A 20832-nucleotide genomic window follows, 5' to 3' on the forward strand; every position below is an offset into this window, starting at 1 on the left:
GCATATTTGGAAGGCCCATGCGGAGCCAAGTGGCGATGTGCTATTCTCGCGATGTCATGAATGCATGCGAGGTCGCCCCATGCCGGAGTTCGACAACGCTTTCACCGGCTCGGTCCCGGAGAACTACGATCGGTACATGGTACCGCTGATTTTCGAACCCTATGCGGAGGACATGGCTCGACGCGCTGCCGCCTTCTTTCCGGGCAGCGTCCTGGAGATCGCGGCGGGAACGGGCGCCGTTACACGCGCGCTGGCGCCGAAGCTGGCGGCTGGCGCGCGCTATGTCGTGACCGACCTCAACCAGCCGATGCTCGACTATGCCGCGTCGCGGCAACCTGCCGGCGGACACCTCGAATGGCGACAGGCAGATGCGATGGCGCTACCGTTTTCCGACGGAAGCTTCGACCTCGTCTGCTGTCAGTTCGGCGCAATGTTCTTTCCCGACCGCCCGGCGGCCTATCGCGAGGCAAGGCGGGTTCTCAAGCCTGAAGGACGGTTTCTACTGAGCGTCTGGGATCGGATCGAGGAGAACGTCTTTGCCGACGACGTGACGAATGCGCTGGCGGGGATGTTCCCGGACGATCCGCCGCGCTTCCTGGCACGCACGCCGCACGGCTATCACGACAGGGACCGGATTCGTCGCGATCTGGAGGAGGCCGGTTTTATCGACATCGGGATCGATACCCGCGCGGAACAAAGCCGCGCGCCCTCACCTCGCCTCCCCGCCGTCGCCTATTGCCAGGGAACCGTGCTTCGCAGCGAAATAGAAGCCCGGGCGCCCGGAATGCTGGAGGCAGCGACCGACCGCGCCGCATCGGCAATCGCCAGCCGGCACGGCAATGGCGAAGTCGTCGCGAAGATTCAGGCCCATGTCATCGTGGCGAGGGCCTAGCCTCTGCGACATGCGCCCGCGCCATCATACAATCCTGGTACGGATTCCGGCAATGGCTATCCCGCGACCGAGGCGACGATCTCTCCGAGACGCCCCCGTCGCCCTTCCTCGCCGACTTCATGCGCAAGAGCGAGGAAGGCGCCGATGCGGCGCTCGATCTTTTGCGCGTGGTTCTGGACGATATCGGCGAGCCGGTGATCGAGATAGGGATTGGCGAAGCGCTCCAGCGTGACGGCCATGTATCGCTCCGCCGCCTCGCGCTGTCTGAGAGCGGCGAAGACGGGCAGCACTTCCTCCCGGTAGATCGCCGTCAATTCCGCATGCACCGCCGGACGCGCGATGAATTCGCGCACGATCGGATCGCCCTCTCCGCCCTGCCGCCGCCAGATGTCGACGAGGACGGTGTGGCCGAGGTTGAGGATATGCAGCTTCAGCCGCTCGATTTCCTTGAGATCGTCGACCAGCTCGATGGCCGGATGGGTGGAAGGGACGACGACCCCGGCACCCTTCTGGATCGCCCAGAGCGCATAGGGTTCCGCGACGGCGCCGGCGGGTTCCAGCGGTTCCGAGACGATGCGGTCGACGAGGCTGCAGGCCCAGACCACGTCCTTCTCGATATAGGAGAGGAGTTCCGGCGTACCCGCCTGCGCGGACGCAGCCGCAAGGACGGCCTCCTTCAGCACCTTGCCGTTGTCGACAACGAGTTCCATCGGCATCACGACGAGCGGTCTTGCGCCCGCTGCATGGCGGGCGGCGAGCAGGTGGTAGAGTTTTGCCGGATAGCTCATTGCCGGATGATAGGCCCGCTCCCCGTCTTCCGGCCGCGGCTGGTAGCCGGCATCGCCCGTGTTGGAGAGCACGAATTCCGCCTCCTCGACGAAGACCCGCACGACCTCCGGCCAATCGGTCGCGGCCGAAAGGCAGCGCTTCACGGAGGTGACGGTGCGCGTCTCGTCCACGGCCTGCCCATTGGCAAGACCGCGAATGCGGACCGGATAGCCCTCCGGCGCGGCAAGCGCGGCAAGCCTCCGGCTGCGTGACGCATCGCCGGAGGTCTGGACGACGGTGATCGCCCGCGCCGGATCTCCCTCGGAAAGGAACAGGTCCACATGAGCCTGCAGGAACCGGCTGGTGCCGAACTGGATGACGGGCGTCTTCACCGTGATCTCCGCCGTCAGAGCGCGAGTTCGCGCCGGAGCGTTTCGAGCCGTTCCATGGCGATGACGCCGTCGCGGATCGTCGGCGCGGGCGTTTCGCTACCGGCGAGCGCCGGAACGACGTCGGCGAGCAGCGAATGATAGCCCTTCGGGTCCTCGTTGGCGGCGGCGGTGAAGTTCGGCTTCCAGGTCAGCGTGTCGACGGCGTCCGAAAGGGTCGCCGCCGGGTCGTCGACCTTGAAGGGCGGATTGCGGTTCCAGCGCACTTCGATGACATTGTCGACCTCGATGCGCTGGTGGTCGCCCATGATCTCGATGCGTTCGACGGGCGTGCCGCGCGACTGCGCCGTGCCCATGGCGATGGTGCCGATAGCGCCGCATTCGAAATCGAAATTCACATGGAAGAGGACCTTGCCGGGCGCCTTCTCCACCTTGCGGGCCGTCAGCCTAGTGACCGGCGAGACGAGGAAGGAGACAAGGTCCATGTAGTGCACGCAATGGTGCAGGAAGAAGCCGGTATAATCGACATTGCCGGCGAAATAGCCGGGCGCCGTCATGTAATAGCCGGTGATGCCGTAGATGTCGCCGAAGCGGCCGGAGCGCAGGATGTTCGCCGCGATCTTGTTGCCGGCGGAATAGCGCTTCATGAAGCCGACGAGGAGCGGCTTGCCCGACTTCTCCGAGGCCGCGAGCAATTCGCGCGCGCCGGCGGCGCTGCCCGATGGCGGCTTTTCCATGAAGACGGGAAGCCCGCGCTCCAATGCCATCTTGCCGAAGCGCAGATGCTGGTCCGGACCGACAGCCATGCCGACCGCGTCGATGTCGGCGCGGCGGATGAGCTCCTCCGCATCGCTCGTCAGGTTCGTCACGCCGAACTGCCGGCCGGCCGAGGCCAGCCGGTTGCCGTCGATGTCGCAGAGCGCGACGATCTGCACGTCATGGCGAACGAGCTGCGGAAGCAGCATCTGGGTGGCGTGGACGCCGCAGCCGATCCAACCGATCTTGAGTGTCATCGACGATATTCCGTGAGCAGGATGTGGGACTTGATGAATTTTGCGCTTTCCGACAGGCGTTCGCTCTCGTCCTCGTGCGGCGCGCGCCACTGGGCGAAGGGAACGCCGAAGCGGTCGTCGTTGCGGCGGAAGGGTTCGAGCGAGACGGGACCTTCGTAGCCGATCTCGTGCAGCGCCCGGAACACCTCGACCCAGTCGGTCGCGCCCGTGCCGGGGAAACCGCGATGGTTCTCGTTCGCCTGGAAATGCACGACGCGCCTGCCGCCGAGCCGGATGGCCTCCGCGATGGAAGCCTCTTCCATATGCATGTGGAACGTGTCGAGCATAAGCTGCACGGCGGGGTGGTCGACCGCATCCAGCAATTCGATCGCCTGCTGCGTGGTGCACAGGACATCGCTCTCGAAGCGGTTGAGCGGCTCGACCGCGAGCACGACGCCGAGGCCTGCGGCATGGTCGCCGGCTTCCTTGAGGCCCGCCACGCAGCGGGCCTTGCGGGCAAGGCGCTCTTCCTCGGCGACCGGCTGCGGCGGCCGACCGGCGAAGACCAGCGGATTGCCGGTAAGCGGGCCACCGACGATGGTCGCGCCGAGCGCGGCGGCGCAGTCGGCCGCATATTTCAGATAGTCGATGCCGGCGCGGTGGGCGGCCGGATCGTCCGAGGAGAGGTTGCGCTGCAGGTTGACGCGGGCGGCGAGCACGACGCCGAGGCCGGCAGCCTCCAGCGCGCGGCGCGTCTCGGCAAGATCGAGCTCGCCGGGTTCCGGCACGAGAAGCTCGACGAAGTCGTAGCCGAGCCTTTGCATTTCGGCAAAGAGCGGGAAGTGCTCGGCCGTGAAGGGCCGCGCATATTGCATGGAGATCAACCCGACGGGGTTCATTGTCTGTCCTCTTTCATTCGCATTCAGCCCTTCACCGCGCCCTGGGTCAGCCCGCCGATCAGGCGGCGCTGCACGAGAAGGAAAAGGATGGTGGCGGGCATGGCGCCCACGACGGCGCCCGCGGCAAGCAGGCCCCATTCGATCTGGTATTCGCCGATCAGCGTCTGGATCGCGACCGTGACGGGCCGCACGTTCTTGCCGCCGAGGGTCAGCGCGTAGAGATATTCGTTCCAGGCGGTGATGAAGATGTAGATGCCGGTGGAGATGATGCCTGGCATCGTCAGCGGCAGCACGACACGGCGCAGCGCCGTCAGCCGCGAGCAGCCGTCGATCATCGCCGCCTCGTCGAGGCTCCTGGGGATCGCGCCGACATAGCTCGTCAGCATCCATACCGCGAAGGGAATGGCGACGGTCGCATTGGCGAGGATGAGGCCGAAATGCGTATCGAGGATGCCCGCTTTGCGCATCAGCACGAAGAGCGGCAGGATGAGCAGCACGATCGGGAACATGTTGATGAGCAGGAATTGCAGCATCAACACCTTGCGGCCAGCAAAGCGGAAGCGCGAGAAGGCGTAGGCCGCCGTCACCGCGACGGCAAGGCCGAGCACCACCGTGCCGCAGGCGATGATGAGGCTGTCAAGCATGTTGCCGAGGAACGAGGTCTGGCGCAGCAGCCGCACATAGTTGTCGAGGCTCCAGCCGGCGGGCGAGACGGAGACGCCCGTGGCGTTCAGCGTCGCGGTCGGCGTCAGCGAGGTCAGCACCATCCAGGCGAACGGCCCCATGGCGAAGAGCACGATCACCAGCACCGGCAGGTCGGTGGTGAGGATGCGGCGGAGCGTGGAGGGCTTGTTCATCGTTCGACCTCCCGCATGGTCCGGGCGAGATAGACGGCGACGATCGCGCCGAGGAGGATGGTGAAGGTCACGGCGATGGTCGTGCCGTAGCCGAAATCGAGGTTCTGGCGGGCGCGCACGAACGCGTAGAGCGGCAGCGTATGGGTCGCATAGCCCGGCCCGCCGCCGGTCATGACGAAGATGACGTCCATGGAATTGGCGACCCAGATGACGCGCAGCAGCCCCGCCGTCGCCAGCACCGGCGCGATGCCGGGCAGCGTGATGTGCACGAACTGCCGCCAGGCCGAGGCGCCGTCGATGGAGGCGGCCTCGTAGTGGCTGCGCGGAATGCCCTGGAGGCCGGCGAGGATCATCACCGCGAAGAACGGGAAGCCCTGCCAGGTCAGCGTCGCGATGATCGCATAGAGCGCGAGCTTCGGATCGGCGAGCCACGGCACGGCGGACTGCACGACAGAGAGATAGAGCAGGATGTCGTTCAGGACACCCGTATTGGGATCGTAGATCCAGCGCCACATCAGCGCGATCACCACGCTCGGCAGGGCCCAGGGAATGATGATGAGGGCGCGCGCGAGGCCGCGCCAGGGAAATTCCCGGTTGAGCAGCAGCGCCGTCACGAGGCCGAGGCCCATCTGCAGCGGCACAGTCAGGCCGATCCAGATCGCGGTGTTGCCGAGCGCCGTCCAGAAGACGGGGTCGGCGAAAAGCTTGACGTAGTTGCCGAAGCCGACGAAGCGGCTGGCATTCGGCTTCCAGAGGATGAGGTCGTAGAAGCTGGTGATCAGCGCCTGCACCATCGGGAAGAAGACGATGAACAGGGTGACGAGCACCGCGGGCGCCAGCAGCATGTAGGGCATCAGCCGGACGCTCCAGGGCGTCGGGATGGTCACGGCAGTCGATGGTGAGGCGGTGGTCGCGGTCATGCGGTCGTTCCCGGCCGGTTGGCATTCGAAAGATCCCATCCGCCCAGACGTTCGGGCGGGGCGGATGGGAGGGGTGGAGCGGGCGCAGGACCGTCCGCTCCGGGGAGGTCACTGCTGCGCGAAGAGCGCCTCGAGCTGCTGCATCATCTGCTCGGAGGTGATCTGGCCCGTCAGCGCCTGCTGCATCGCGGTCTGCCAGGCCGTGTTGACGAATTCCGAGGTCGCCGTGTTCTGCGGCAACACATGAGCGAAGGGCAGCGACTGAACGGTGGCGTCGACGAAGCGGCGCTCATGCTGCGTCCAGTTTGCCGAGCCGCTCTTGGTGACGGTCATCTGGCCGGTCGCCTTGTTGAACTCGACATTGTTCTCGCCCTCGGCGAGGAAGGAGATCCACTTCCAGGCCGCATCCTTCACTTCCGAATTGGAGAAGATCGCAAGGGATTCGTCGCCGTAGGACGTCCAGCGACCACCGCCGCATTCGGGCACCGGCACGGCCGAGACCTTGTCGCCGAGCGCCTTGACCATGTCGTTCGACGAGCCGATGTGATGGATCGTCATCGCCGTGGTGCCGTTCTTGAAGGCAGCGGTGATTTCCTGGAAGCCGTCGTTCGGTGCGGAGGCCGGAATGACCTTGTCCTTCTGGAACAGATCGATGAGCCACTGGTTGGCGGCGATCGCCTGCGGCGTCGTCAGGCCGCCCGGCTCCAGCTTGGCGCCCTGCGAGAGCACGAAGGCGCCCCACTGGTCCCAGCCGCCCTTGCCCCCGCGAAGGCCGAAGCCGTAGGTCGCCGGCGCCTTGGTAAGCTTGATCGCGGCGTCGCGGAACTCCTCGCAGGTCGTCGGCGGCTTCAGGCCGGCTTCGGCGAAGAGGTCGGCGCGATAGTAGAGATAGAGCACGACATACTGGATCGGCAGGTAGTATTGCTGGCCTTCCGGCCCCTTGTTGAGCTCCAGCAGGTTGTCGAGCAGGTCCGCCTTGCCCGACCAGGCGTCGATGCGCTCGGCAAGCGGCTCCAGCGCGCCCATTTCCACGAGGCGCGGCTGGGCGAAGAGCTTCACCATCGCCGCATCCGGCGCATTGCCGCCGACCAGCGCGGTATAGAGGTTATCGTAGTAGCTGTTCCACGGAACGTTCTCCGCTTCCACCTTGATGCCCGGATTGGCCGCCTCGAACTTGGCGACGAGATCGCCCATCGGGTTTTCCGGATTGTCGAAGTGATACCAGAAGCGAACGGTTTCCGCCGATGCGGTGCTGGCAAGCAGCGCCGTCGCAAGCGCGGCCCCGACCGCAAGTTTCCTCCAGATTTTCATTGTCTCCTCCTTTGAAAATCGAATTCAGTTTGTACCGGTCATCCGCCGGGCATCGGCGCCCGCTGCCGCCAGCGCCTCGCGCGCGGCGGCAAGATCGAGCGTGTTCTGCAAAAAGCCGTGCGTGACACCCGGCACGACCGTCAGGGTCTCGTCGCGGCCGAGGCCCTTCAGGCGCTCGTGCAGCACAATGCTGTCGGACAGCAGCGGATCGACGCCCGCCGCCATCAGATGCAGCGGCGGCAAGGCGATCAGCGCCTCGTCCGATGCGAGCAGCGGACAGGCCAGCGGATCGGCCGAAACATCGCGACCGCCGACATACCAGTGCCAGTAGCGCTGCATCTTGGCGGTCGTCAGGCCCGGCCCGTTCTCGAAATCGCGATAGGAATCGGTGCGGAAATCGCCCGCATAGGTTCCGTAGAAGAGCAGCGCGCCGGCGACGGGCGGGCGCCCTTCGGCCTGCTCGTGCAACATGGCGGCGAGCGCGAGGTTGGCCCCGGCGGAATCGCCGGAAAGGATGAGCGGACCGGCGGTCACGCCGAGCGGCGCGGACGCGGCAAAGGCGAAGCGGATCGTCGCGACGACATCCATGAGGCCTGCGGGATAGGGATGTTCCGGCGAGAGGCGATAATCGGGCAGCAGCACCGGCAGGCCGCTTTCCAGCGCGAGGACGCGCGCGCAGCGTTCATGCGTTTCCGGACTGCAGAAAGCAAAGCCGCCGCCATGCACGAAGACGACCGCGCCGGCGCCGTGCCCCGGCGGCACGAGAACCTTGAGGCGCACCCGCGCCGAGCCGAGGCCCGCATCCGCGTCGATCCACGCTTCGCCGACGGCCGCCATCTCGGGCAGGTCGACATTCCAGCGCCGGTTGCTTTCCTCCGAGAGCGCCCTGCCCTCGGCCGGCGAAAGCGTCGTCGGATCGGGCTGCGGCCCGGTCTCGGCGGTCACGCGGGCAAGCAGCGCGGCCATTTCCGGCGAAAGCCGGATAATGTCGGGCACGATGCTCATTGCGTCGCCTCGGGAAAGACGTCGGGACCGAGGTCGACGATGGTTGCGATGTGGTGGCGAAGCGCCGCGCTCGCCTGCGCGACATCCCTGTTCTCTATCGCCTCGATGATCGCTCCGTGGCGCTGGGCGGTCGCCACCAGATCACGCGGCGTGGTGCTGCGCGAAATCTTGAAGCGGTGATTGTGCACGAGGCAGCGGTGCAGGATCGGATCGAGCGCGGGAAGCTGCGCATCCTGGAAGATGCGGCGGTGGAAATCCCGGTCGAGGGATGCAAGCTCGAGCTCGTCGCCGGCGGCGGCCGTATCGAGCATTTCGGCGAAGAGCGCCTTGAGGTCGGAAACGAGCGTGCGGCTCGGCATCTGCAGCGCGCGCAGGATGCCGCTGCACTCGATCTGCTGGCGCACGCGGAACATCTCGACTGCCTCGGCCTCGGTGCATTCGGAGACCTGCGTGCCGCGATGCCCCTGCCGGCGCACCAGCCCCTCTTCCTGCAACTGGAGCAGCGCCTCGCGCACCGTGCCCTGGCTGCAGGAGAAATGCGCGGCGAGATCCAGCTCCGTCAGCGCCGCGCCGGCCGGCAGGACCCCGAGCATGATGTCGCGCTTGAGCGCATTGAAGGCGGCCGCCGATTTTGCCGGCCTTGCCGCGCCTCGCGCATTCGACGGTGCAGAAAAATAGGTCATCGGCCGGCTCGCATGGTTGCCAATCGCGTCTTATATCATTATTGATATTGATATCGATAATGAAGGTCAAGGGCAGAGTTGACCTTTCGGAGGAGAAAGCCGTGACAGCAATCGCCTTGAGGCAGATCCGCAAGACCTATGGGTCCCTGGAGGTCATCCATGACGTCGACATCGATATCGCCAGCGGCGAATTCCTGGTCCTCGTCGGCCCGTCCGGCTGTGGCAAATCCACCCTCCTGCGCATGATCGCCGGGCTGGAGGAGATTTCCGGCGGAACCCTCGATATCGGCGGAAAGATCGTCAACGCGCTGCCGCCCTCCGACCGCGACATCGCCATGGTCTTCCAGGACTACGCGCTCTATCCGCATATGAGCGTACGCGAGAACATGGCCTTCGGCCTGAAGATGCGCGGCACGGAGACGGCGACCATCGACGGCCGCGTGTCGCAGGCCGCCGACATCCTGAAGATCGAACCCTTCCTCGAACGCCGGCCGGCGCAGCTTTCGGGCGGCCAGCGCCAGCGCGTCGCCATGGGCCGCGCCATCGTGCGGGAACCCTCGGCCTTCCTCTTCGACGAGCCGCTTTCCAACCTCGACGCCGCCCTGCGCGTCGAGATGCGTCTGGAGATCGCCAAGCTGCACAATCGCATGAAGGCGACGACCGTCTACGTCACCCATGACCAGGTCGAGGCCATGACGCTCGCCGACCGCATCGTCGTCCTCAATGCCGGCAAGATCGAGCAGATCGGCCCGCCGCTCGACCTCTACCACCGCCCCGCAAGCCTCTTCGTCGCGCGCTTCATCGGCAGCCCGACGATGAACACCATGCCGGCGGCGATCGTCGCCACGGACACCGGCAGCGCAATCCGCCTCAGCGACCGCACCCTGCCGCTTGCCGGTCTCGACACCCCTCCTCCGCCCGGCGCAGCCACCTTCGGCATCCGCCCCGAGGACCTGATCGCCTGTCCGCAGGAGGAAGCCTGGTTCAGCGGCGAGCTCGCCGTCGCCGAACGGCTCGGCAGCCAGACCTACGGCTATGTGGAGATCGGCCAGCCGCGCATGCTGACCGTCGAATTCCCGCGCGACACGCCGATCCGCGTCGGCGACCGGATCCACGTTCGCCCGAACATGCAAGCGATCCACCTTTTCGACGCGGCCTCGGGCCTCCGCATCAACTGAGCGGGGGCGCGAGCAGGCCGGCGCCCGGCGCGGAGGCCAGGTCCTGCTGCCTGCCGATGGTCAGCAGCCATTTGTGGAACCGCTGGCCGACGGGTCTTTCGAGGGCCGCCCGGTCCCAGGCAAGGTAGTAGCTTTCCGGCAGCTTCATGCGGATATCGAAGGGAACCACCAGGCTGCCGGCGGCGACCTCGTCCCGCACCATGGAGATCTGCGCAAGAACGAAGCCCCTGCCATTGGCGGCGGCATCGATGGCGCTGCTCGACAGGGTGAAGGAAAGGCCGGAGAACGTCTGGCTGCCATCGGCGTCGATCAGCCGTGCCCAGTCCCGCCACTGTGGCGACGCCTTGTAGTCGGATTCCCACTCGACATTGAGGAGCGGGAATTTGAGGATATCCTGCGGACAGTCGAGAACCCGGTTGGCGAGCAGCGCGGGCGAACACGCCGGCACCACCCAGTCGGTGAAGAGGTTCGCGACATGCTCGTGCACATTCGCGCGCCGGCCGTAGGTGATGCGGAAATCCACATGCTCGATGCCGATGCGCGGCTCCTGCTCCTCGCCGAGAATGCGCACGCTCGATTCCGGACAGAGGGACTGCCAGTCGAATATCTTGCGGCTGACCCACTTGTTGGCGACGGATGTCAGCGCGCTCAGCACGATCCCCGTCTCGTTGCGGGCGCGCGTCAGCACGCTGGCAGCGTGGGAAAGCTGCTGGAAACCCTTCGCCACTTCCCGGTAATACACTCGCCCCCATGACGACAGCTCGACCCGCCGGCCCCGCCGCTCCAGCAGCGTCAGCCCCAGACATTGCTCCAGATTGCGCACCAGCTGGCTCACCGCGCCGGGCGAAACGCCGAGGTCCTCGGCTGCCGCGCTGACCGAGCCGCACCGTCCGATCGCCTCGAAGGCTTGCAGGCCGCGCAGGGACGGGTTCGGCATGGTGAAGCTCCTCCGGAAGCGACGCAGTTTAGAATTTCTAAAAAAGAACGCAGCCGCTGGCAACTTGTTGGCACGAAAAAATCAACGAACATTCGCTTGGCAAAACGCAAGGAGAGCGAGATGTTTCTCAAGAACGCCTGGTATGTTGCGGCCTGGGACAACGAGGTCGGCCGCGAACTGAAACCCGTGACCATCCTGGGCGAGAACATCGTCCTCTACCGCCTTCAGGACGGCACGCCCGCCGCGCTGGAAGATGCCTGTCCCCATCGCAAGCTGCCGCTCTCCATGGGCCGCATCAAGGGCGACGACGTGGAATGCGGCTACCATGGCCTGACCTTCGACTGTTCGGGCACCTGTACCCGCGTTCCCGGCGCCGAGCGCATCCCGCATGTCGCCAAGGTGCGGTCCTATCCGGTTCACGAGCGCTACGGCCTGTTGTGGATCTGGATGGGGGATGCCGCCAAGGCGGACCCGAAGGACATCTTCGAGGTCGAGCATTTCGACGATCCCGCCTGGGGCATCAACCGCGGCGAATCCATGATGCTCCACTGCAACTATCTCTACATGACGGACAACCTGCTCGATCCGTCCCATGTCGCCTGGGTGCACCAGTCGTCCTTCGCCAGCTCGGCCTGCGAGGAGACGCCGCTGGAGACGACCGTCAAGGAGGACGGCGTGACCGTCTGGCGCTGGATGATCGATTCCGAGCCCGCCCCCTTCTATGCGCCCTTCCTGCAATTCGAGGGCAATACCGACCGCAAGCAGCACTACGAGGTGCGCTATCCGAGCAACGCCATCATCAAGGCGATCTTCGCGCCGGCCCACACGGGCGGGGAAGGCCGAGCGCTGCCGGACAACACCTTCCTCATGGACAGCTACAACTTCATGACCCCGGTCGATGAGAACCGCACCAAGTATTACTGGTTCCAGATGCGCAATTTCGCGCCCGACGACGCCAAGGTCTCCGCGAGCTTCGCCAAGTCCGTGCGCGGCGCCTTCGAGGAGGACCGCGTGGTGCTGGAAGCGGTTCATCACGGCATGGCCAACATGCAGACGCCCAATCTTGACCTGAAGATCGATGTCGGGCCGATGCGCTTCCGCCGCAAGCTCGCCCAGATGATCGCCGCCGAGACGCAGGCCGCCACCGTCGCCGACGCCGCAGAGTAAGGATAGACCCCGGATGCCCGATGCCGCGGCTTCGCGCTTCCGCCCCTTCGAGGTCGTTTCGAAGGTGCGCGAAAGCGCCACCATCACGTCTTTCCGCCTTGCCCCCCTCGAACGGCAGCACTGGCGGCCGTTCGAGGCGGGACAGTTCCTCACCATGCGCGTTCCCGACCGCAAGGGCGGGCATGTCCTGCGCAACTACACCGTCTCCTCCTCGCCGCGCGAGGAAGGCAGCTACCGCATCACGGTGAAGCGCGAGGCAGCGCCCTCGCAGGACGTGCCGGAAGGGCTGAGCTCCTGCTGGCTGCATGACGAGATCGAGCCGGGTGCCGTGCTGGAGATCGACCCGCCGCGCGGCGCCTTCCGGCTCGATGCCGCAAGCCGCCGGCCCGTCCTGCTCCTGTCCGGTGGGGTCGGACTCACGCCGACGGTCTCGATGCTGGACGTGCTGGCGAGGGAAAGCGATCGCCCGGTCTGGTTCATCCATGCCTGCGACGGCGCGGCCGTCCATGCCTTGCGCGACGAAGTGGAGCGCCTTGCGGCGCTGCGGCCGGGCATATCGGTACATTTCTGTTACCGCTTCGCCGAAGACGGCGAGCTCGCTGCGGGCCGCTGCCATTCCACCGGTTTCGTCTCCCGCGCGACGCTCCAGAGCCTTCTGCCGCTCGACGACTACGAGGTCTATATGTGCGGGCCACCGCCCTTCATGCAGGCTCTCTACGGCATCCTCACCGGGCTCGGCATTGGCAAGGAACGCATTGCCTACGAATTCTTCGGCCCGGCAAGCCTCCTGTCGGAGAGCGGTGCAGCGCCGATGCAGCCGGAAACGCCGCTGCCCGTCACGCCGGTCGCGGATGCGGATGGCGACGGGCTGCGCATCGTCCTGCAGAAATCCGGGCGCAGCCTCGCATGGGACGGCAGGAGCGAATCCATCCTCGCCTTCCTGGAGACGAAGGGGATCGAGCCCGCCTTTTCCTGCCGGGCGGGCGTCTGCGGAACCTGCGAGCAGGGCCTCGTCTCGGGAGAGGTGGATTACTTCGAGGAACCGCTCGACGAAATGCCGGCAGACCGGGTACTCCTGTGCTGCACCCGCCCGAAATCCTCCATCGTGCTCGACCTCTGACGCCGGAGAGGCCTGCGGGAAAGGGCCCATTGCCTGCAAGGAAGGCGCAAGCCGCCTTCCTTGAAACCAGACCAAGACAGGCCGGCCAACGGCCTCACAGGGGAATGAGAATGAACGCCAAAGCAGTTCTGCACACAGACAACCGGGAGCACTGTCGCATGTCCCCTTCCGCCCTCTTTTCCGGCGATTTTTCGGACCTGCGCAGCCGGTTTCTCGCTGCTGCAAGCCAGGCGGGCGCCAGCCTCGTCGCCTACCCCCATCCCCTGCACGGGCCGAACGGCGAGCAGCTTTCGACCGACATCGCCTATCTCGGACGCCCCGATGCCGCAAAGCTGATGGTGCTGATCTCCGGCACGCATGGCGTCGAAGGCCCCTTCGGCTCGGCCTGCCAGACGGCCTGGCTCTCGCAGAACGCACCCTGGCAGCTTCCCGACGACACCGCCGTCCTCGCCATCCACCTGATCAATCCCTGGGGCACCGCCTGGAGCCGCAGGGTGAACGAGGACAATGTCGACCTGAACCGTAATTTCATCGACTGGCAGAAGGGGCCGCCGCGCAACGAACGCTATGCAACGCTGCACGACGCCGTCGTCTGGCGCGCCTGGGAAGGCCCGGAGCGCGAGCGCGCGGCCGAGGCCTATGACGCGGCGAAACGGCGCTTCGGCGGCTATGCCGGCCTCGCCCCCATGATCGAGGCGGGCCAGTATGCCTTTTCGGACGGTCTCTACTATGGCGGCGACGGCCCTGTCTGGTCCAACCGCACGCTCATCGAGATTCTCTCGACATTCGCGCGGCAGGCGTCCGAGGTCGTGGTCTTCGACCTGCATACGGGCGCCGGTCCCTATGGCTATCCGGCTCTCCTCTCGGTGGCCGAGGGCGAGCATGCCGGGCTCGACTGGGGGCGGCATATCTTCGGCCCCGCCCTTTCCGTCGTCCTCACCGGCACGGACGCGACGACGGACACGGGCATCGCCGCGACCGCCACCGGCTATGTCTCGGCCGCCGTGCGCAAGGCGCTGCCGAAGGCGCGCGTCCTGCCGCTGGTGGTGGAATGCGGCACGCTCAACGGCGAAACGGTCATCGAGGCCGTCCAGGCGGACAACTGGCTGCATCTCTACGGCAAGGTGGACACGCCGCTCGGCGAGCGCATCAAGAAGGCGCTGCGCGCCGCCTTCATTCCCGAGGACGAGGACTGGCGGAACACATGCCTTGCCACGGCGCTGCGCCATTTCGACCGCGCCTTTGCCGATCTCAAGGCCGTCGGCGGCGCGAGCGCCGAAAAGCCCGTCCCCGCCGCCGCGCCGGTTGCGGTCATCGCCCATGCGGAGACGGTGCATCCGGGCGCCGGCGAGCGCCCGGCGCTGGAAGTGCACGACCTTCACAAGCGCTTCGGGCAGCTTTCGGTGCTGAACGGTGTCAGCCTTACGGCCCAGCCCGGCGAAGTGGTCTCGATGATCGGCTCCTCGGGCTCCGGCAAGAGCACGTTCCTGCGCTGCATCAACCTGCTGGAACAGCCGCATGACGGGCGCGTCGTTATCGACGGCGAGGAAATCCGCATGAAGAAGACACCGGACGGCAATGCCGTTCCGGCCGACATGCGGCAGGTCGAGCGCATCCGTTCGCGGGTCGGCATGGTGTTCCAGAACTTCAATCTCTGGCCGCACATGACTGTGCTGGAGAACATCATCGAGGCGCCGCTGCATGTCCTGAAGGAAGAGCGGCAGGCCGCCGTCGACCATGCGCATGCGCTCCTGAAGAAGGTCGGCCTTTCCGAAAAGCACGCCCAATATCCCGGCCAGCTCTCCGGCGGCCAGCAGCAGCGCGCGGCCATCGCCCGCACGCTCGCCATGCGCCCAAAACTCATCCTGCTCGACGAGCCGACCTCCGCGCTCGATCCCGAGCTTGTCGGCGAGGTGCTGCGCGTGATCCGGCAGCTGGCCGAAGAAGGAAATACGATGATCCTCGTGACGCACGAAATGCAGTTCGCGCGCGAGGTCTCGCACAAGATCCTCTTCCTCCACCAGGGAAAAGTGGAGGAAGAGGGTGCACCGGCGGACGTCTTCACCAATCCGCGCTCCGAACGCATGCGCCAGTTCCTGGCCCGTACGCTCTGACGCCCGCCGGCCGACAACAACGTTCAACATGGGGAACCAGAACATGAAGCTGATGAAAAGCCTGCTGCTCGCCGCGTGCTTCGCCGCCGGCACTACCGCCGCCTGGGCGGCCGAAGGCGAATTGTCGATCGGAACGGAAGGCGCCTACCCGCCATGGAGCATGGCGGACGCCGCCGGCAACGTCACCGGCTTCGACGCCGATGTCGGCAACCTGCTCTGCGCAAAGCTGGAGGTGAAGTGCCAGTTCGTCGTGCAGGCCTTCGACGGCCTCATCCCGGCCCTGAAGGCCAAGCGCTTCGACGTCATCATCTCGGGCATGTCGATCACCGACGACCGCAAGAAGGAGATCGACTTCTCCATCGGCTATGCCGAGCTCGCCAACATGTTCGTGGCGCCGAAGAGCTCCGACCTTGCCGGCATCAAGGACCTCGACAGCCTAGTCAAGGCGCTCGACGGCAAGAAGGTCGGCGTGCAGGCTGGTACCACCCACGCGCACTATCTCGAGAAGAACGTGCCGAACGCCGACCTGAAGACCTACGACACGCTCGACCAGATGCAGATCGACCTGGCCAGCGGCCGCGTCGACACCGCGTTTTCCGACGTGTCGGCGCTGGAAGACTTTCTCGCCAAGCCCGACGGCAAGGATTTCCAGCTTGTCGACGTCAAGATCGCCAGCTCTTCCGATCCGACCCTCGGCGAAGGCATCGGCGTCGGCATCGCCAAGGACAATACCGAGCTGAAGGCCCGTATCGACAAGGCGCTCTGCGAGCTGGTCGCCGACGGCTCCATCGGCAAGGCCAGCCAGACCTGGTTCAAGTCGGACATCTCCCGGCCCTGTCAGCAGTAGCAACAGCGCGTTCCCCGGCAGCAGGCGCCGGGGAACGCCGCATCCGGAAGGCATGAAGGGTTCGGGCGGGAACGATGGAACTGGGAATCTGGCAGGTATGGGAGGGCGGCTGGATCGCCGCGATCCTGCGCGGGGCGGCGGTCACGGTCGCCCTCGGCATAGCGAGCATGGTCTTCGGCATCGTCATCGGCGTCGCCTGCGGGCTCATCAAGTGGGGGCGGATCTTCCCGCTGACGCTGGTCGTCGACTTCTATACGTCGATCGTGCGCGGCGTACCCGAGCTCCTGATCATCTATCTCCTCTTCTTCTCCTCGGTGGAATTCGTGGCGCGCGTCGCGGCGGCCTTCGGCTATGCGGGGCTTGCCGGCAACGGCTATGCCTTCGTCATCGCCGTCATCGCCATCGCCTCCATTTCGGGCGCGTATTCGACCGAGGTGGTGCGCGGCGCCCTCGCTGCCATCCCGGCCGGCCATATCGAGGCGGCGCGGGCGCTCGGCATTCCGGGTCGCCGCATCTTCCGCCGCATCATCGCGCCACAGATGCTGCGGATCGCCGTACCCGGCATGAACAATGTCTGGCAGACGACGATCAAGGACACCGCGCTCGTCTCGGTGGTGGGCCTGCAGGAGCTGATGCGCGCGGCCTTCGTCGGCGCGGGCTCCACCCGCCATCCCTTCATCTTCTATTTCATCGCCGCCGTCGTCTACCTCGCGATCACGCTGGTGAGCCAGGGCGGCTTCGACCGGATCGAGCGCCTGCTCCAGCCGAAGAACAGGAGCTAGGCCATGGATCTCGAACTCGTTCGCCTTGCCGTGCCGACGCTTGCCAAGGGCGTGTGGCTGACGGCGGTGCTGACCATTACCTCCGTCGCCATCGGCTTCAATCTCGGGCTGGCGCTCGCGGTCATGCGGCTGTCGAAGAACCGGCTGTTGAGCAGCTTTGCCAAGGGCTATAGCACGGTCTTCCGCGGCACCCCGCTGCTCGTGCAGCTCTTCCTCTTCTATTACGGGCTCGGCCAGCTTTCCTTCGTGCGCGACAATCCGGTGCTCTGGTGGATCGTCGGCGACGGCGTGCGCTGTGCCGTGCTGGCGCTGGCGCTCAACACGGCGGCCTATACGTCGGAAATCCTGCGCGGCGGCCTCATGTCCATTCCGGGCGGCCTGATGGAGGCGGCGCAGGCCTGCGGCATGTCGCGGTTCCTGTGCTTCCGCCGCATCGCGTTTCCACTCGCCATCCGCCAGGCGTTGCCGGCCTATGGCAACGAACTGGTGCTGGTGGTGAAGGGAACGAGCCTTGCCTCGACGATCACCGTGCTGGAGATCACCGGCCATGCCAAGCGGCTGATGAGCCAGACCTATGCGATCCTCGAGATCTTCGCCATCGCCGGCATGCTCTATCTCCTGATCAACCTGATCCTCATCACGCTCATCCGCCTTCTGGAGGCAAGCCTCACGCGCTACCTGCCGCGCTGACCGGCATAAGGGAAAGGCAGCCCTCACTTCGGATTAATGTTTTCATATTAGGACTTGTTGTAAGGGGCCTTGCTACCAGCCGGTGACGAAGATGGAAAATCCAGCAACGAGCGCGCAACCGAGTGCCGACACTCAAGCCACACCGCAATCGGCACTCTATGGCCTGCTGGAACGGCTGAGGCGCACCCTTGCCGGCCCCTTCGACCGCCGGACGATCCTGGAATTGCGCCGGCAGATCGAGCGTCAGTCGGCCCTCACCCGCCGGATCGAGGCGGCGCTTGCCGGCGCCGACATCTTCGAACGCGCCTCCATGGCCGCGGGGATGGGCACCTGGCAATGCGAACTGCCCAGCGAGCGGCTGACCTGGAGCAGCGGCACTTATCACCTCTTCGGCGTGCCGCAGAATTGCGGCCTGGTGCGCGGCGATATCCTGAGAAGCTACAGCGAGGATTCGCTCTCCCGGCTGCAGAGAATCCGCGGCGAGGCGATCCGCGACGGGGACGGCTTCGGGCTGGACGCCGAGATCGAGAGCCCGGAATTCGGCCGGCGCTGGATACGGATTTCCGCGACGGTCGAACGCCGCGACGGCGAGCCGGTCCGGCTTTTCGGCATCAAGCAGGACATTACCGCCGAAAAGACCATGCTCGATCACATGCGCCATCTCGCCGAGCACGACGTGATGACCGGCCTTGCCAATCGCACCCGCTTCCAGATGCGGCTCGCCGACATGTGCGGACCGGACGGATCGGGCGGCGTGCTGATGCTCGTCGACCTGGACGGCTTCAAGGAGATCAACGACACGCTCGGCCACGCCCTCGGCGACGAGTGCATCATCGAATTCACCCGCCGGCTCCGCGCGACCTGCACGGGCGCCGAACTGGTCGCCCGCATCGGCGGCGACGAGTTCGCGATCCTCTTCGACCCTTCCAGCAGCCGGGAGGCGATCGAGCGCACCGCGCGGCAGGTAGTCGATGCCGGCAAGCTGCCGATGAGCTGTTCCGGGCATGTCTTCAGCGTCAGCGCCTCCATCGGCTTCGCCTTTGCCGAAGCGGAGACCCCGACCAGCCTCTTCACCAAGGCGGACCTTGCCCTCTATGCCGCAAAGGCAGACGGCGGCGATACTTATCGCGAATTCCTGAAGTAGAACCTGAGCAGGCCGGCAGTCTACTGATCGGGAGAAAGACCGGTCGTCTGCTCCATGCGGCGCATGCACTCGTCGTTTCCGGCGAAACGGTAGGTGCTGTAGACGGCAAGGCCGTACCCCTCGTCGCCGGCAAGAACCACGCTGGCCGACTGCAGGTTCTGGAAGCGCCGTTGCAGGTGGTTCCACTGGTTGAAGATCTGCCGCTCCTCGGCGGTGATCGTATGCTTGAGGAGAAGGTCGCTGCCGGCGGCCGGCGTATGGGCCACGTCGACCTTCTCGTCCGGCTCTCCGAGCTCCTTCGTCATCCGCGCGGTGACATCGGCGAATATCCGGCGGGTGAGATGGCCTTCATCGTCGTCGGCACGATAGGGCGTGACGGCGGTCAGGTTGCAGACGCCGACGCCATCGACGAAAGCGAGGATATATTCCTCGTAAAGAGGATCCGCCCCAGGCAGCTTCCGGCATACATATTGCCCTGTGGCATCCGCCGGCCCCTCCGCCAGCGGCTCGCAGCCGAGCGCCGAGGGCCGCGCATCCTGCGCGACGCCGAAGGGCGCGAGATTCGGCTGGATCGCCATCGTGTTGGCGATGATCGCAGCAAGAAGGCCGAGAAATGCTTCCATGGGTGACGTCGAGATCCTGTTGCGAGCGGCGGCTTCCTGACGAAGTGTACCACGCGAACGTTTGTGAATTTAGGCGCTGTAACACATTGGCTGCGGTCTCGCGATCACATCAATGGGAATGGAGACGCCGACCCCGGCGGTTGCGTTCGAGGGGCCGGTTGCTATGGTGAGCGAATGCCACAGCCGCCCGGTCGGCTGCGTCTATCCATTTACAGGACAGGCTCCATGAGCGGCTTGAAGCGACTTTCGGACGAGGCACTGGTTGCCCGGCTTCAGCATGCGGCCTTTTCCTACCTCATCGACCATACCGACGAAGAAACCGGGCTCGTGGCCGATACGTCCCGCCCGGGATCGCCCTGCAGCATCGCCGTCGTCGGCTTTGCCCTCTCCTGCTATCCGATCGCCGTCAGGAACGGCTGGCTGTCGCGCACGGAAGCCGCGCGGCGCACGCTGAAAGTGCTGAAATTCTTCCTCGCGAGCCCCCAAAGCAAGGCAGCCGACGCCACGGGTTACCGGGGCTTCTACTATCACTTCCTCGACATGAAGACGGGCAGGCGCGTCTGGCAATGCGAGCTGTCGCTGATCGACACCGCCCTCCTGATGGCCGGCATCCTCGTGGCGGGCTGCTACTTCGATGGAGGCGGCGAGGAAAGCGACATCCGCGACCATGCAGATGCCCTCTATCGCCGCGTGGACTGGCACTGGGCACAGAACGGAACCTCGGGCCTGTCGCAAGGCTGGAAGCCCGAATGCGGCTTTCTCCACTATGGCTGGGAAGGCTACAACGAGGCGACGATCCTTTACATCCTCGGCCTCGGATCGCCCACCTTCCCGCTGACGGCAAGCTGCTACGACACCTGGAGCCTGACCTATCAGTGGGAAAACCTCCTCGGTCATGATGTCCTCTATTCCGGGGCCCTCTTCACGCATCTGTTCTCGCATGCTTGGATCGACTTCCGCGGCATTCGCGACGCCTTCATGCGCGAGAAGAACAGCGACTATTTCGCGAACACGAAAAGCGCGATCGCCATCCACCGAGAATACGGAGAGCGTAACCCTTACGAATTCGAAGGCTATTGCCGCGACTTCTGGGGTGTGACGGCCGGCGACGGCCCCTCGGTTGCGGCGATACGCCAGAAAGGCCGGGACCGCCGGTTCTTCGGCTACATGTCGCGCGGCGTGCCCTATGGCCCCGACGACGGCACGATTTCCCCCTGGGCGATGCTCGCAACGCTGCCTTTCACGCCCGATGCGGCGCTTTCGGGCACGCGCCACCTCCTCGAGAACTATCCGCAGATCTGCCCCGGCAACCGGTTTTCCAGCGGCTTCAACCCGACCCTGCAGCCTGCTTCGGGCGGCTGGATTTCCGAAGGCTGGTACGGGCTCGACCAGGGCCTTCTTGCCATGATGATCGAAAATCACCGCAGCGGCCTGATCTGGGAGATTTTTCGGGGCTGCGGATATGTGCGCGACGGTCTTGCGCATGCTGGCTTCGAAGGCGGATGGTTATAGAC

At 65.5% G+C, this 20832-nt stretch carries 20 protein-coding genes; 10 read left to right on the top strand and 10 right to left on the bottom strand.

Annotation, left to right across the window (positions count from 1 at the left end; translation table 11 throughout):
* The first annotated feature begins 79 nt into the window (after window positions 1-79).
* Window positions 80-892, top strand: a complete 813-nt coding sequence (locus tag ShzoTeo12_RS23020; protein ID WP_318914351.1) for a class I SAM-dependent methyltransferase — start codon at window positions 80-82, stop codon at window positions 890-892.
* A 56-nt stretch (window positions 893-948) separates the two neighbouring features.
* Here the strand turns inward: ShzoTeo12_RS23020 and ShzoTeo12_RS23025 are convergent, their stop codons facing one another.
* The 8 genes from ShzoTeo12_RS23025 to ShzoTeo12_RS23060 form a co-directional block, all read right to left on the bottom strand.
* Window positions 949-2052 (bottom strand): mannitol dehydrogenase family protein, encoded by a 1104-nt coding sequence (locus ShzoTeo12_RS23025; RefSeq protein WP_318912619.1) that lies wholly within the window; start codon window positions 2050-2052, stop codon window positions 949-951.
* A gap of 14 nt (window positions 2053-2066) precedes the next feature.
* A complete protein-coding gene (locus ShzoTeo12_RS23030) occupies window positions 2067-3062 on the bottom strand; it encodes a Gfo/Idh/MocA family oxidoreductase (protein ID WP_318912620.1) in 996 nt (331 codons plus the stop codon).
* Window positions 3059-3940, bottom strand: a complete 882-nt coding sequence (locus tag ShzoTeo12_RS23035; RefSeq protein WP_318912621.1) for a sugar phosphate isomerase/epimerase family protein — start codon at window positions 3938-3940, stop codon at window positions 3059-3061. The genes ShzoTeo12_RS23030 and ShzoTeo12_RS23035 overlap by 4 nt, the downstream gene beginning before the upstream one ends.
* Before the next feature lie 23 nt (window positions 3941-3963).
* On the bottom strand, window positions 3964-4797 hold the full coding sequence (locus tag ShzoTeo12_RS23040) for a carbohydrate ABC transporter permease (protein ID WP_318912622.1): 834 nt from the start codon (window positions 4795-4797) through the stop codon (window positions 3964-3966).
* The gene (locus tag ShzoTeo12_RS23045; protein WP_318912623.1) at window positions 4794-5717 is read right to left on the bottom strand and encodes a sugar ABC transporter permease; all 924 of its coding nucleotides are present in this window, start codon (window positions 5715-5717) and stop codon (window positions 4794-4796) included. The genes ShzoTeo12_RS23040 and ShzoTeo12_RS23045 overlap by 4 nt, the downstream gene beginning before the upstream one ends.
* Window positions 5718-5825: 108 nt before the next feature.
* Window positions 5826-7028 (bottom strand): sugar ABC transporter substrate-binding protein, encoded by a 1203-nt coding sequence (locus tag ShzoTeo12_RS23050; protein ID WP_318912624.1) that lies wholly within the window; start codon window positions 7026-7028, stop codon window positions 5826-5828.
* 24 nt (window positions 7029-7052) lie between these two features.
* Window positions 7053-8033 carry an alpha/beta hydrolase gene (locus tag ShzoTeo12_RS23055; RefSeq protein WP_318912625.1) on the bottom strand — a complete coding sequence of 327 codons (981 nt, stop codon included), beginning with the start codon at window positions 8031-8033 and terminating at the stop codon, window positions 7053-7055.
* Window positions 8030-8716 carry a GntR family transcriptional regulator gene (locus ShzoTeo12_RS23060; protein WP_119255638.1) on the bottom strand — a complete coding sequence of 229 codons (687 nt, stop codon included), beginning with the start codon at window positions 8714-8716 and terminating at the stop codon, window positions 8030-8032. Before ShzoTeo12_RS23060 ends, ShzoTeo12_RS23055 begins: the two co-directional genes overlap by 4 nt.
* A gap of 101 nt (window positions 8717-8817) precedes the next feature.
* On the opposite strand from ShzoTeo12_RS23060, the gene ShzoTeo12_RS23065 reads away from it, so the two are divergent.
* The gene (locus tag ShzoTeo12_RS23065) at window positions 8818-9894 is read left to right on the top strand and encodes a sn-glycerol-3-phosphate ABC transporter ATP-binding protein UgpC (protein ID WP_318912626.1); all 1077 of its coding nucleotides are present in this window, start codon (window positions 8818-8820) and stop codon (window positions 9892-9894) included.
* On the opposite strand, the gene ShzoTeo12_RS23070 is transcribed toward ShzoTeo12_RS23065, so the two are convergent.
* Window positions 9887-10831 (bottom strand): LysR family transcriptional regulator, encoded by a 945-nt coding sequence (locus ShzoTeo12_RS23070; RefSeq protein ID WP_318912627.1) that lies wholly within the window; start codon window positions 10829-10831, stop codon window positions 9887-9889. The two genes, ShzoTeo12_RS23065 and ShzoTeo12_RS23070, sit on opposite strands and share 8 nt — an antisense overlap.
* Window positions 10832-10951: 120 nt before the next feature.
* Between ShzoTeo12_RS23070 and ShzoTeo12_RS23075 the strand changes: the two genes are divergently transcribed.
* From ShzoTeo12_RS23075 to ShzoTeo12_RS23105, 7 genes are all read left to right on the top strand, one after another.
* A complete protein-coding gene (locus tag ShzoTeo12_RS23075; RefSeq protein WP_318912628.1) occupies window positions 10952-11998 on the top strand; it encodes an aromatic ring-hydroxylating dioxygenase subunit alpha in 1047 nt (348 codons plus the stop codon).
* 13 nt (window positions 11999-12011) lie between these two features.
* Window positions 12012-13118 carry an FAD-binding oxidoreductase gene (locus ShzoTeo12_RS23080; RefSeq protein WP_318912629.1) on the top strand — a complete coding sequence of 369 codons (1107 nt, stop codon included), beginning with the start codon at window positions 12012-12014 and terminating at the stop codon, window positions 13116-13118.
* 158 nt (window positions 13119-13276) lie between these two features.
* On the top strand, window positions 13277-15232 hold the full coding sequence (locus tag ShzoTeo12_RS23085; RefSeq protein ID WP_318912630.1) for a DUF2817 domain-containing protein: 1956 nt from the start codon (window positions 13277-13279) through the stop codon (window positions 15230-15232).
* 43 nt (window positions 15233-15275) lie between these two features.
* The gene (locus tag ShzoTeo12_RS23090) at window positions 15276-16079 is read left to right on the top strand and encodes a transporter substrate-binding domain-containing protein (RefSeq protein ID WP_413251166.1); all 804 of its coding nucleotides are present in this window, start codon (window positions 15276-15278) and stop codon (window positions 16077-16079) included.
* Window positions 16080-16153: 74 nt separating this feature from the next.
* Window positions 16154-16861, top strand: a complete 708-nt coding sequence (locus tag ShzoTeo12_RS23095; RefSeq protein ID WP_119255632.1) for an ABC transporter permease — start codon at window positions 16154-16156, stop codon at window positions 16859-16861.
* A 3-nt stretch (window positions 16862-16864) separates the two neighbouring features.
* On the top strand, window positions 16865-17551 hold the full coding sequence (locus ShzoTeo12_RS23100) for an ABC transporter permease subunit (RefSeq protein ID WP_313194262.1): 687 nt from the start codon (window positions 16865-16867) through the stop codon (window positions 17549-17551).
* Window positions 17552-17642: 91 nt separating this feature from the next.
* Window positions 17643-18695 (top strand): diguanylate cyclase domain-containing protein, encoded by a 1053-nt coding sequence (locus ShzoTeo12_RS23105; protein WP_318912631.1) that lies wholly within the window; start codon window positions 17643-17645, stop codon window positions 18693-18695.
* A 20-nt stretch (window positions 18696-18715) separates the two neighbouring features.
* Here ShzoTeo12_RS23105 and ShzoTeo12_RS23110 read toward each other — a convergent pair whose 3' ends face one another.
* The gene (locus ShzoTeo12_RS23110; protein WP_318912632.1) at window positions 18716-19318 is read right to left on the bottom strand and encodes a hypothetical protein; all 603 of its coding nucleotides are present in this window, start codon (window positions 19316-19318) and stop codon (window positions 18716-18718) included.
* A gap of 225 nt (window positions 19319-19543) precedes the next feature.
* Between ShzoTeo12_RS23110 and ShzoTeo12_RS23115 the strand changes: the two genes are divergently transcribed.
* Entirely contained in the window at window positions 19544-20830 is a 1287-nt protein-coding gene (locus ShzoTeo12_RS23115; RefSeq protein ID WP_318912633.1) for a glucoamylase family protein, read from the top strand.
* Window positions 20831-20832: the final 2 nt, after the last annotated feature.

The sequence above is a fragment of the Shinella zoogloeoides genome (assembly GCF_033705735.1).
Taxonomy (GTDB): domain Bacteria; phylum Pseudomonadota; class Alphaproteobacteria; order Rhizobiales; family Rhizobiaceae; genus Shinella; species Shinella zoogloeoides_A.